The 13,410-nt window shown below is 43.0% G+C and carries 9 protein-coding genes; 1 reads left to right on the top strand and 8 read right to left on the bottom strand.

Annotation, left to right across the window (positions count from 1 at the left end; genetic code table 11):
• Positions 1-172: 172 nt before the first annotated feature.
• The 4 genes from LJE11_RS12720 to LJE11_RS12705 all read right to left on the bottom strand — a co-directional run bounded on the left by LJE11_RS12720 (position 173) and on the right by LJE11_RS12705 (position 5,895).
• The gene (locus LJE11_RS12720; protein ID WP_119246092.1) at positions 173-2,011 is read right to left on the bottom strand and encodes an ABC transporter ATP-binding protein; all 1,839 of its coding nucleotides are present in this window, start codon (positions 2,009-2,011) and stop codon (positions 173-175) included.
• Positions 2,008-4,170, bottom strand: coding sequence for an ABC transporter ATP-binding protein (locus LJE11_RS12715; RefSeq protein WP_161276110.1), 2,163 nt, complete (start codon positions 4,168-4,170; stop codon positions 2,008-2,010). Before LJE11_RS12715 ends, LJE11_RS12720 begins: the two co-directional genes overlap by 4 nt.
• Positions 4,171-4,309: 139 nt before the next feature.
• Positions 4,310-4,777: a MarR family winged helix-turn-helix transcriptional regulator gene (locus LJE11_RS12710; protein ID WP_008706650.1), complete on the bottom strand. Its 468-nt coding sequence runs from the start codon at positions 4,775-4,777 to the stop codon at positions 4,310-4,312.
• A 233-nt stretch (positions 4,778-5,010) separates the two neighbouring features.
• The gene (locus LJE11_RS12705; RefSeq protein WP_025580800.1) at positions 5,011-5,895 is read right to left on the bottom strand and encodes a LysR family transcriptional regulator; all 885 of its coding nucleotides are present in this window, start codon (positions 5,893-5,895) and stop codon (positions 5,011-5,013) included.
• Between the two features lie 173 nt (positions 5,896-6,068).
• On the opposite strand from LJE11_RS12705, the gene LJE11_RS12700 reads away from it, so the two are divergent.
• The gene (locus LJE11_RS12700; protein ID WP_025580801.1) at positions 6,069-7,403 is read left to right on the top strand and encodes a sodium-dependent transporter; all 1,335 of its coding nucleotides are present in this window, start codon (positions 6,069-6,071) and stop codon (positions 7,401-7,403) included.
• 201 nt (positions 7,404-7,604) lie between these two features.
• Here LJE11_RS12700 and LJE11_RS12695 read toward each other — a convergent pair whose 3' ends face one another.
• From LJE11_RS12695 to clpB, 4 genes are all read right to left on the bottom strand, one after another.
• A complete protein-coding gene (locus tag LJE11_RS12695; RefSeq protein ID WP_055052587.1) occupies positions 7,605-8,606 on the bottom strand; it encodes a cytidylate kinase-like family protein in 1,002 nt (333 codons plus the stop codon).
• A 15-nt stretch (positions 8,607-8,621) separates the two neighbouring features.
• Entirely contained in the window at positions 8,622-10,061 is a 1,440-nt protein-coding gene (locus tag LJE11_RS12690; RefSeq protein ID WP_055052588.1) for a sodium:proton antiporter, read from the bottom strand.
• A 425-nt stretch (positions 10,062-10,486) separates the two neighbouring features.
• Positions 10,487-10,660 carry a DUF4250 domain-containing protein gene (locus LJE11_RS12685; protein ID WP_008706656.1) on the bottom strand — a complete coding sequence of 58 codons (174 nt, stop codon included), beginning with the start codon at positions 10,658-10,660 and terminating at the stop codon, positions 10,487-10,489.
• Positions 10,661-13,252: an ATP-dependent chaperone ClpB gene (gene clpB, locus LJE11_RS12680; RefSeq protein ID WP_022380645.1), complete on the bottom strand. Its 2,592-nt coding sequence runs from the start codon at positions 13,250-13,252 to the stop codon at positions 10,661-10,663.
• Positions 13,253-13,410 lie beyond the last annotated feature (158 nt).

Below are 13,410 nucleotides of genomic sequence, written 5' to 3'. Positions count from 1 at the left end.
GATCCTATATCTGCCTGGCAAAAAAAATATCTGCATTAGCCTGGAGCCGGATATATTCTCTTTTACAAATACCCCTGAGGGATTTATAATATATTTCTTTCTTACAGCAATTTCATTTTTTCAGAAATTGCCATAGATTTATATCATGATTTCCATACTGTAATTTTCTATTTCAGGCAGTTGCCTTATTCTCAAACTGACTGTTATACAGGTCTGCATAGAAGCCTTTCTTAGACAGAAGCTCTTCATGATTTCCCTGCTCGATAATGTCACCGTCTTTCATAACCAGGATCAGGTCTGCATCCTTGATGGTAGAAAGTCTGTGTGCGATCACAAAGCTGGTTCTGCCCTTCATCAGATTGTCCATGGCTTTCTGGATACGCACTTCGGTTCTGGTATCTACAGAGGAGGTTGCCTCATCCAGGATCAGGATCTTATTATTAGCAAGAATTGCCCTGGCAATAGTGAGAAGCTGTTTCTGTCCCTGGGAAATATTACTGGTTTCTTCATCCAGAACCATGTCATAGCCGCCCGGCTGCTGCATGATAAAGTTGTGCACATGGGCTGCCTTTGCTGCTGCGATCACCTCTTCATCTGTAGCATCCAGACGTCCATAACGGATATTTTCCATAATGGTTCCTGAGAACAGCCAGGTATCCTGGAGCACCATTCCAAACATCTCTCTCAGACTGCTTCTGTTAAAGTCTTTGATGTCATAACCATCTACCTTAATACTTCCGCCATTGAGATCATAGAATCTCATAAGCAGTTTCACCATAGTTGTCTTTCCTGCACCTGTGGGACCTACAATGGCAATCTTCTGGCCATCCTTCACATCTGCAGAGAAATCATTGATAATGATCTTATCCGGATTGTAACCGAATTTTACATGTTCAAACTGTACATCTCCTGTAAGTGTATTAACATCTACAGGGTTCTTCTCATTCTGACTTTCTTCCGGCTCCTCCAGGAATTCAAATACTCGTTCGGAAGCTGCTGCTGAGGACTGTAACAGGTTTGTAACCTGTGCGATCTGCTGGATTGGCTGTGTAAAGTTACGGATGTACTGGAAAAAGGACTGGATATCACCGACTTCAATACTTTTTTTGATTACAAACACGCCGCCTAAGAGAGCTACCATTACATATCCAAGGTTACCTACAAACTGCATGATCGGCATCATCATTCCTGAGAAGAACTGAGATTTCCATGCAGATTCATAAAGCTTCTGATTGTCTTTTTCAAATTCTTCTACTACATCATTCTCTTTGTTGAAAACCCGGACCACATTATGACCACCGAAGTTTTCTTCGATCTGACCGTTTACTTTACCCAGATAGCTCTGCTGATCCTGGAAGTATTTCTGGGAATGCTTCATGACAGTCTGGATGATGAACATGGAAACCGGCAGGATCAGAAGTGCTGCCAGAGTCATCCACACATTGATGGAAAGCATCATAATAAATACACCGATCAAGGTTGTCGCTGATGTGATCAGCTGTGTCAGACTCTGGTTCAGACTCATCTGCAGAGTATCCACATCATTGGTGATACGGGAGAGGATCTCACCGTTTGTTCTGCTCTCATAATAGTTCAGAGGCAGTCTGTTGATTTTCTTTGAAATATCTTTTCTCAGATTATAGGTAACATCATTGGAGATCCCTGACATTACGAATCCCTGTACAAAGGAAAAGCATGCACTTAACACATATAATCCAAGTGTCCATAACAGGATCATCCCGATCTTTCCGAAGTCAATTTCACCGGTTCCGTTTACCTTGGCAACCAGGCCGTTAAACAGCTCTGTGGTCGCCTTACCTAAAATCTTAGGCCCTACAATACTAAACACAGTTCCCGCTACTGCAAAGATAAACATCAGTATAAAGCGGAATTTATATCGTCCCATATAACGGAAAAGCTTAGCCATGGAGCCCTTGAAGTCTTTCGCCTTTTCGCCGGACATCATACGTCCACGTCCTCCCATAGGACCTCTTCTTCTCTGTTCGCTCATGCCAGTTCCTCCTCTGATAACTGAGATCTTGCAATCTGCTGATATACCTCACAATTTGCCATCAGTTCCTTATGAGTTCCAATACCTGCCATATGTCCGTCGTCCAGTACAATGATCTGGTCTGCACCAAGGATAGTACTGATTCTCTGGGCAACGATCACAGTAGTTGCATCCTTGGTGTACTCCTTCAATGCCTTTCTTAACTGACTGTCAGTCTTAAAGTCAAGAGCAGAGAAGCTGTCATCAAAGATAAATATCTCCGGATCCTTTGCAATGGCTCTGGCAATGGACAGACGCTGTTTCTGTCCGCCCGAAACATTGGTACCTCCCTGTGATACAGGGGATTCATATTTCTCCGGTTTGGTATCAATAAATTCTGTAGCCTGTGCAACCTCTGCTGCTTCCTTTACCTGTGCATCAGTGATTTCCGGCTTACCATAGCGGATGTTTGAATCAATGGTACCTGAGAAAAGTACACCCTTCTGCGGCACATATCCCAGCTTATCACGAAGCTCTTTCTGAGTCATGTCACGGACATCCACACCATCCACTTTAACAGAACCCTTTGTCACATCATAGTATCTTGGGATCAGATTGATCAGGGTACTTTTACCACTTCCTGTACTTCCGATCACTGCAATCGTCTGACCTTTCTTTGCTTTAAAGGAAATGTCTGTCAGTACATTCTCACCTGCTTCCGGGTAAGCAAAGGATACATGGTCAAATTCGATCTCGCCTTTCACACTTTCTGACGGATGTACCGGAGTTTCCGGATCCTGAATGGAAACCTCTGTTTTCAGAACCTCATCAATACGAAGCGCTGCAACATTTGCTCTCGGGAGCATAATAGACATTGCAGTGATCATCAGGAAGGACATAATGATCTGCATTGCATACTGGATAAATGCCATAACATTACCAACCTGCATGGTTCCGTTGTCTACTGCATGGGCACCACTGTAAATAATAAGTACAGATACTCCGTTCATGATCAACATCATAATGGGCATCATAAAAGTCATACATCTGTTGACAAACAGGTTTGTTTTTGTCAGATCCAGGTTCGCTTTCTCAAAACGATCTTCCTCATGCTTCTCACGGCTGAATGCACGGATAACAGGAATACCTGTCAGAATCTCACGGGATACCAGATTCAGTCTGTCGATCAGAGTCTGTAAGATAGTGAATTTTGGCATTGCCACCTGGAACAGCACAAAGATCACAATCAGGATCAGACCAACTGCCACACCAAGGATCCATGTCATGGAAGAATCTGTGTTTAATACCTTGAGCACTCCACCAATACCAAGGATCGGCGCGTACAGAACAATGCGGAACATCATTGCCATAACCTGCTGTACCTGCTGCACATCATTGGTGCTTCGTGTGATCAGGGATGCTGTGGAGAATTTATGATATTCTCTGCTGGAAAAGCTCATAACCTTGCGGTAAATGCTGTTTCTCAGGTCATGACCAAGTCTGCCTGCCACTCTGGCCGAAATAAATGTGACGCTGATCGCTGCCAGCATGATCACCAGAGCCATGGCAAGCATTCTGATACCTGACATCAGGATGTAATGCATCTGAATGGCATCCACATCTTTCCCCAGTGCTTCATATTCTGAAGCAACAAAGGCAACACCAGCCTGTGTCACAATAGACTCCGGCATATCTTTCAGCTTCTCATCCACCTGACTCATAATCTGCTGTACTGCTTCTTCCGGCATCTGCGCCAGCGCTGTCAACGGGTCTGTTCCCTCCGGAAGGCCCATCTGTGCAACCATTGCCTGCCCCTGTTCACTGTCTTCGGAAAAGGCAGATACCATCATCATTGCCTTGGAGAAATCCTCATTTAAATTCTCTCTGGTTTCTTTGGAAATATCATCGTTTAATACCCAGGTATCCTCTTCCTGTGTATAATTCTGTGAAACTTCCTTTTTCTGATCCTCATCCATAAAAATCTGAAGATTCTGCAAGGTTGAATCCCGAAGCTTATCCGGCACACTGTCTTCAATACCTTTCTGCTGGATACCTACATTAATGATCTTGGAGGTATAATCCGGCAGGGAAAGATCACAGTACGCCTGCAGAAACAGAAGTGCTATGATCAGGACAATGTATCCCGCTGATTTCTTCAGATATTTCATCAGTTTAATCATTGCTTGATTCCCTCTTTTCCTATTTTTAATGTATGTCTGTTTAAACTCACATGTCAGTTCTTTTGCAGACAATATTATTTTTTATCTGAACATGCTGATACAGTTTTCTCAATCTGCTCCATCATGTATTTTTCAGTTTCTACCTGTTGACAGGTATCTCCGAAATATTATCCAGAATCTGCCCAAAAAACCTTCGTAAAAGACATAGCTCCGCTTCGCTGAAATTGCTGAACATCACTTTTTCCACAGCTTTGCTTTCCTGCTGGAGCTCCTCCACGATTTTTCTTCCGTTTTCTGTCAGATATACACGCATGATGCGTTGGTCTTTATCATCACGTTTCCTGCAGACAATGTCGGCTTTCTCCAGACGCTGGATACTTACATTAACAGTGGGCGGTGTTACACACATCCACTCTGCAATCTCCTTCTGGCTGCAGCCGTTATGTCTGTATACGATCATAATGATCGGCATCTGTCCCTGCTGGATACCGATTTCCCGTATACGCTGCATACATCTCATACCATATTGGCGGTTGATCTCCATAAAGAGCGCAGGCATGCTTTTCTCTTCTCGTTTTTCTTTCTTCTCCTCTTCCGGGCACCACATAACTTCACTCCTTTCCGGCCTCTGTCCTCTTTCAGGTCTGATATTATTCTTTAATTAGCCTGACTAATCATATATGATATACTTTTAGACAAAAAATGCAAGTGTTTTTTGTGCAGTTTATAATTATTTTAGATTTAACTTTGATATTTCCAATTTGTAAATATTCAATTTTATTTTGCCCGGCTAATATTTTTCATCTCAGGTCGAATAAAATTTCCAGTATTCTTCAAGTTCTATCTCTGCATGACTTCTTTATAAAATTCTACAAACACATTAATTGCCGGAGACCGCCATTTATTTTTGTGGAGCAGCAACTGTGTCCATACAGTTACCGGGCAGCCAGCAACATCCAGTCTTTTAATCTGTCCGTCTTTCACATATTTCTCCGAAATAAAATCCGGAAGAAAGGAAAGCAGGCTGCTGTTTTTTACCAGTTCACATATCTGAAGCGGATTTCCGATTTCAAGAACCGGACGGATTTCCAGTGATTGGGACGCAAGGATTTCATTCAGTATTTTTCTGTAGCTCATGGCTTGTTCTGTTAACACAAACTCATTCTGAGAAATTTCACTTAATTTCCATGAACAGCCTGCAACAGGATTATCAGCCGCTGCAATAAAATGAACCTGTTCTTCCTGTTCCGCACAAATAATAAAATCCGAATCATAAATATGCCTGTCCAGAGTGAAAACTAAATCTGTTTCGTTCTTCCGTAATTTATCAAACATCTGCTCTGTACCGTTTTCTGTTATCTCCACTTTTATTTCCGGATACTGATGATGAAAACGCAGAAAATCATTTTTAAAATATCTGCTGCAGACAGAACTGGACATAGACAACCGTATCTCGCCTTCAATGCTTTCAGCCGAATTCAGCGAATCGAGCATTTTTGCCTGTGCCTTCAGAATGTTTCGAGCCTGCTGCAAAACTAAAACTCCCTTTTCCGTAAGATTGATTTTATGATAATAACGGTCAAACAGCCTGACATCAAGTTCCTTTTCCAGTTGTTTAATCTGTGAAGAAACTGTAGACTGCGTATATCCCAGTTCTTTTGCAGCAGCCGAAAATCCGGAATATTCACATACTGCAATAAAAGTTTTTAACACATTTGTATCCATTTCTCGTTCCTTTCCCATATTTTTTTCAATATTTTCCCATCAAAACGCAGAAGCGTTATTTTTCTTATACAAACGATATTTTCAATAACATACAACAAAACAATCAATTTTACAAATATTGTTTTTTATCTTATAATATCCCTTATATGAACTTCTGAAGGGAGCGTTATCTTATGAAACGTGAACAGCTTGGAAGCCGGCTTGGCTTCATTATGCTTTCCGCCGGCTGCGCCATTGGCTGCGGAAATGTGTGGAAATTCCCGTGGATGTGCGGGCAAAATGGCGGCGGCAGCTTTATGCTGATCTATCTTCTGTGTCTGGTCATCCTGGGAATCCCGGCTCTTGTGTTGGAATTTTCCATCGGAAGAGCGGCTCAGACAAGTCCCCTTTTCATGTACCGTAAGCTGGAAAAGCCAGGACAGAAATGGGGGATTTTCGGTTGGTTCTGTCTGCTTGGCAACATTGCCCTGATGGCATTTTACACTGTTGTCTGCGGCTGGATCATTTATTATTTTGTACAGTTTCTCAGAGGTAAAAATGGTTCACTGGGATTTTCAGCCATGATCTCCTCTCCCTCTGTGAATGTATTCTTCTTACTGGTCACTGTAGTCATTGCATTTTTCATCCTTTCCTTCAATCTTCAGGGAGGACTGGAGCGTGTGACAAAATATATGATGTCTGCACTGCTGGTACTGATGCTTGCTCTCGCTGTACACAGTCTTTTTCTGAAAGGCTCTGGTGAGGGAATGACCTTTTATCTGAAACCGGATTTCTCAAAGATTGATGGTTCGGTGATCGTAGGGGCAATGAACCAGGCATTCTTTACTTTATCTACAGGTATGGGTGGCATGGCTATCTTTGGCAGCTATATTGGCAAAGAGCATTCTCTGATGGGGGAAGCTATTCATGTGATCACACTGGACACACTGGTTGCTTTTCTGGCAGGAGTTATTATTTTCCCTGCATGCTTTACCTTTAATCTGGAAGTAAACGCAGGTCCGAGCCTTCTGTTTGATACAATGGCAGCAGTTTTTAACAACATGTCCGGAGGTCGCATCTGGGGTTCCTTATTCTTCCTGTTCATGGTATTCGCAGCCATGTCAACAGTTCTGGGAGTGTGCGAAAACATTCTGGCAATGATACGTGAGCTTACCGGCTGGTCTCGTCCAAAAGGCAGCGTGGTCTGCGGCACAGGTGTCTTTCTTCTGGCACTTACCACAGCCCTTGGTTTCAGCGTTTTCCACTTCCAGCCATTTGCCGAAGGAACTACCTGGCTTGATTTCTGGGATTTTATTGTTTCCAACAATATTTTACCCCTTGGCTCTCTCATCCTTGCACTCTTCTGCTGTAATAAGTTCGGCTGGGGATGGGATAACTTTATCAGAGAGGCCAATACAGGTAAGGGCTTAAAGGTACAGAAGTGGATGAAACCACTCTTCCGGTTTGTACTTCCGATTATAATTGCCTTTATCTATGTTTATGGTATGAGTACATTCAACTGGCGTTAAAATCAAAGTCGTTTACAGCAAGCGCCGGGCATTCCCAGATTGCTTTGCTGCTTACAAATATCTGCCTGGACTTGGCAAAAAATAAGCTCTGTGGATTTTTCTTTTATCCACAGAGCTTATTTTCTTTGTCAGGCGGATATTTGCAATCCGCTCCGCTATTTACTCGATTCGGTTAAATCAGACAGATAAATCTCCCTCTGATCAGTGAACCTTCTGATCCAGCATTCTCCGGATCAGCTCAATTGTATCCTTCAGTCCATAGTTGGCACTGTTGATACACAAATCATAATTCTCCGGTTTTCCCCATTTCTCACCGGTATAAAATTCATAATATTTCTTATGCTGCTTATCCATCTGCTTCAGAAAACGTACTGCCTGTTTCAGATTCATATTACGGATATCCATAACGTGCTGCACACGAACCTGGAACGGAGCACTGATAAACAGACTGATATGAGGAATATGATTATTCTTAAGAATCGCATCTGCGCAACGTCCCATGATCACGCAGTCTTCACTCTTTGCCAGTTCACAGATCAGATCACTCATATTGAAAAATACTGCGTCCTGCTTCGGAAGTCCATGATAACGATTGAATTCCCTGAACCAGGTTTTCAGATCTGTGTGTTTTTTCTTTCTGTATTTATCAAACCCTTCAAAATTACCAGTATCACTGACTGCATTTTTGTCTGCCTGCAGACGCTTCATAACCTGATCAAAAATTTCTGCATCATAATAGTTGATCTGAAGCTGATCCGCCAGTTCAAATCCGATATCATTACCGCCACTTCCCTGTGTACGGCTGATACAGATGATCAGATGATCATTTTCGGAAATCTCATTCTGGCGTCTTGCGATCAGATTATTCAGACTGATACGTTCTTTATCTACAATATCTGTCTGTCCAAATGTATCCGGAAGACTTTCAATCTCTTTCAGAATACTGTCATACTCTATCATAAGACGTCTTCTCTCGCTCTTATCCCTGATGGTACGGGCCATGTTACTGATCAGCGCCAGTTCACTTCTGAGCAGATGTCCGTCCGGCTTGGTATACATCAGTGCTGCCAGATGACGGAGAGTTGTTTCTTTTTGTCCTGTAAATGTACGTCCCAGAGAGGAACCCACACATTTATAAACTTCTTCGTCCAGGTTATAAATGCGTATTGCAAGTTCTTTACATTTTTCCTGATTATCCTGCATAATGATCCTCCCTCCTTATAAAAAGAATACAAACATATCAATAACAAACACCGGAATCAGAAATGCCACAGACCAGAGCATATATCCGAAGAATGACGGCATCTTCACACCGTTCTCATCAGAGATTGCCTTTACCATAAAGTTCGGGGCATTTCCGATATAAGTGTTGGCACCCATGAATACCGCACCACAGGAAATGGCAGACAGAATCTTGGTAGGTACTGTTCCCAGTGTGGTTGTGATTCCATTTGTAAATGCCAGCGTTCCGGCTGTTGTAAGGAATACCAGATAAGTAGGTGTGTTATCCAGGAAACTGGAAAGTGCACCTGTTGCCCAGAACATCTCTGCCGGTTCAGTAACTCCCAGATTCGGTCCTACAGCTTTCAGAAGCATCAATGCAGGCTGCATGGTGATAAAAATACCGATGAATAAAACCGCAACCTCCTGGATCGCACCCCAGGTAAAATGGTTCCTGATACGGATCTGTTTATCTGTTGTCTTAAAGGAAAGAAAAGCAGCAAGCAGAATGATCACGATTTCGATCAGAGCCGGGAATGTCAGGGTTACTTCTCCAAAGAGATGAATGCCTCTTACATTGCCTGCAGCATCCTGGAATGCGGACATTCCCGGAAGTACACCGCTTAAAATTACCGCGCCAACGATCATCACAAGGAAAATGATATTGTGCAGTCCATCCAGACGAAACTGAGTACCCGGTTTACGGATATCCGGTTTACGGCCATTTGCAATATCTTTTCTGTAGGAACGTTTATCAATCTGATAAAATACAAACAGCAGAATGACCATATTAAAGATCAGTACAGGGAACAGATGCAGGCTCCAGAAGAATGGAACACCTCGCATAAATCCCATTAACAGCGGCGGATCTCCAATCGGGGTAAGACATCCACCCATATTGGAAATCATGAAGATAAAGAAAATCATAATATGTCCTTTTCTCTTTCTCCATGAATTCATTTTAATTACCGGACGTACCATCAGCATACTGGCACCGGTGGTACCGATACAGCTTGCCAGAAGAGTTCCCAGTGCAAGCAGACCTACATTAACACGGGGGGAACCTGCGAAATCACCCTCCATGGTAATATTACCTGATACGCAGAACAGGCCGAATAACAGAATGATGAATGTAAGATAATCATTCACAATACAGTCCAGAACTGTCTCTGCAGTCTTTCCGGCTCCATAAACGAAAGCAAATGGAACCACCATCAGAATGATCCATAAGGCAACAACCAGTGGCTGATGAGACTCCCACCACTCCGCTTTCACCAGAGGCATCACTGCAATACATAACAAAAGCCCTGCAAAGGGAATGCAAAGCCATACAGGTACTGTAGATGGTGCTTTACTGCCTTCTGCCGCAAATACACTCAATGGACAAGCCAGAAGAACTGCAAAAAAAGCACCCAGTACGGTCACCAACTTTTTCAAAACTGCCACCTCCATATTGTATTTTCGTACAGCGCGATTATCATTCAGGAGATTTTTTTCATATACGTGTTTCTTCCTATTTAATATGCGCTTGTTTTTTACAGATGCAATTATATCATACAGCATACAAAAATCAATTGTGTGGATAGTGAATATTTATACTTTATTTCCTGTTTTTTTATACATTTTTTACATATTTCCTGATTATTTTCGTTTATATTTTAACGATTTAATCTTTATTACTGACATTTTTTGTGCTGCCTTATCTATTTTTTAAAATTGTACTGATTTTGAAACACATGACCCAATAACTGCTCCGCAGTTTATCACTTTTGGGCAATTAAAGCAGGGAGCTTTCTTATATGCAATACGAAAAATGCTCCCCAACAGCAATTCCCGCTGTCAGAGAGCATTTCGCATATTTCTTATATGAACTGATTGGTTGCCTCATCATACTCATAATCGATGGAATGCATCTTCGCCACCAGTTCGTCTTTCTTCAATCCTCTGCATGTGCAGAGTGCTTCCAGGGAATCATAGTAATCCCTGAGCTGAGTATTCACATAACTCAGCAGAATCATTGGATCTTTGGGTATCATTTAGTTTCCGTCCTTTACCGTAACAATGAATTCCCCATTCTGAACATCCAGCACCAGAGTATCACCTGCGTGAACATCTCCGGACAAAATCTTTCTCGCCGCAAGAGTCTCTACATATTTCTGCAGATAGCGCTTCAACGGACGTGCACCATATACCGGGTCATAGCCATTCTCGATAACCTGATCCTTGGCTGTATCTGTCAGTTCCAGGGAAAGCTCCTGGTCTGCAAGACGTTTGTCAAGCTCGCCGACCATCAAGTCTACTATCTTACCAATATTGGATTTTGTCAAGGGCTTAAACATAATTATTTCATCCAGACGGTTCAGGAATTCCGGACGGAAATGGCCTCTCAGGTCATCCATAACCTGACTCTGAGCCTCAGGTTTGATCTCACCATTCTCATCAATACCATCCAACAGATACGGAGAACCGATGTTGGAAGTCATGATAAGAATTGTATTCTTAAAGTCAACTGTACGTCCTTGAGAATCTGTGATACGGCCATCATCCAGTACCTGCAGCAGTACGTTAAACACATCCGGATGTGCTTTCTCAATCTCATCGAAAAGTACAACACTGTATGGTTTACGGCGGACTGCCTCAGTAAGCTGGCCGCCCTCCTCATATCCTACATATCCCGGAGGCGCTCCGATCAGTCTGGATACAGAATACTTCTCCATGTATTCACTCATATCAATTCTGACCATATTCTGTTCATCATCAAACAGATTCTCTGCCAGAGTTTTGGCAAGCTCTGTCTTACCTACACCTGTAGGACCAAGGAACAGGAAGGAACCGATAGGTTTGGTCGGATCCTTGATGCCGGCTTTGGAACGAAGGATTGCATCTGTAACCCTCTTCACACCTTCATCCTGGCCTACAACTCTCTTGTGAAGCTGATCTTCCAGAGTGAGGAGTTTGGCTCTCTCGCCTTCTGTCAGTCTTGTTACAGGAATACCGGTCCATCTGGAAATGATCCTTGCGATCTCATCATCAGTAACTGCCTCATGAACCAGACTTCTGTCACTTTCTTTGACACTCTTCTCTTCGATTTCCAGCTGCTGCTGTAATTTCGGAAGTTCGCCGTACTGTAACTGTGCAGCCTTCTCCAGATCATAGTTCTGTTTTGCTTTCTGGATCTGCTTATTCACATCCTCAATCTGCTCACGAAGCTTCTGTAATTTCTCTACAGAATGCTTCTCATTGTCCCACTGTGCTTTCTGTGTATTAAAGGTATCTCGAAGCTCTGCCAGTTCCTTCTGAAGTGCTTCCAGACGTTCCTTACTCAGGTTATCTGTCTCTTTCTTCAGTGCAGATTCCTCAATCTCCAGCTGCATGATCTTACGGCGCTGTTCATCCAGCTCTGAAGGCATGGAATCCAGCTCTGTCTTGATCAGGGCACAGGCCTCATCCACCAGGTCAATGGCCTTATCAGGAAGAAAACGGTCTGTGATATATCTATGTGAAAGTGTAGCTGCTGCAACCAGCGCACTGTCTGTGATCTTAACACCATGGAAGACCTCATATCTCTCCTTCAGACCACGAAGGATGGAAATGGTATCCTCCACTGTAGGTTCATCTACCATAACAGGCTGGAAACGACGTTCCAGAGCGGCATCTTTCTCAATATACTGACGATACTCATCCAGAGTTGTGGCACCGATACAGTGAAGCTCACCTCTGGCAAGCATAGGCTTCAGCATATTGCTTGCATCCATGGCTCCGTCAGTCTTACCTGCACCAACGATCAGATGTAACTCATCAATGAAAAGAATGATGTTTCCTTCACTCTTCTTTACTTCTTCAAGGACTGCTTTCAGACGTTCCTCAAACTCACCTCTGTATTTGGCACCTGCTACCAGAGCACCCATGTCCAAGGCAAAAATCTTCTTATCCTTCAGACCTTCCGGCACATCCTCCGCCACGATTCGCTGTGCAAGACCCTCGATTGCTGCTGTTTTACCTACACCAGGCTCACCGATAAGCACCGGATTGTTCTTGGTCTTACGGGAAAGGATTCTGATGATATTACGGATTTCTTCATCACGTCCGATCACAGGATCCAGCTTCTGGTTACGTGCCTTTTCAACTAAATCCTCACCATATTTATTCAAAGTATCATAAGTAGCTTCCGGATTGTCACTGACTACACGCTGATTGCCTCGTACTGTAGAAAGTGCCTGCAGGAAACGCTCCTTAGTAATGCCAAATTCCTGAAACAGTTTCTTCATGCTTGGACTTGGATATCTCAACAAAGCAAGGAAGAGATGCTCTACAGAGACATATTCATCTCCCATTGCCTTGGCTTCATCCTCTGCACTGACCAGAGCCTTGTTCAGGTACTGTCCGAAACGGAGCTCACCGCCGGATACCTTAACCTTAGCATCCAGTGCCTGATTCAGAGAATTTCTGAAATAATCCTTATCTATCTCCATCTTCTCGATCAGTTTAAGGATCAGGCTATCTTCCTGTTCCAGCAGAGCATATAAAAGATGCTCCTCTTCAATCTCCTGGTTGCCAAACTGATAAGCAACCTTCTCCAGATCCTGGACAGCCTGTACGGATTTCTGTGTAAATTTACTGATATTCATAGGCTAACCCTCCTCTTGTATGAGAAATATCTCTCCCGAAGGAGAAATATGTTGTTTTCTTTGTTCTGCATGTAATATAACACACGTTGTTAGCACTGTCAATAGGTGAGTGCTAATTTTTTGAGATTTTTTTTGCAAACCCTTTAAAATCAATGGTT

Origin of the sequence: Blautia sp. DFI.1.216, from assembly GCF_020594215.1 — a bacterium.
GTDB lineage: Bacteria > Bacillota > Clostridia > Lachnospirales > Lachnospiraceae > Blautia_A > Blautia_A wexlerae.
Note: the sequence above shows the minus strand (reverse complement) of the source record. Positions and strands in the feature narration are given on the sequence as shown.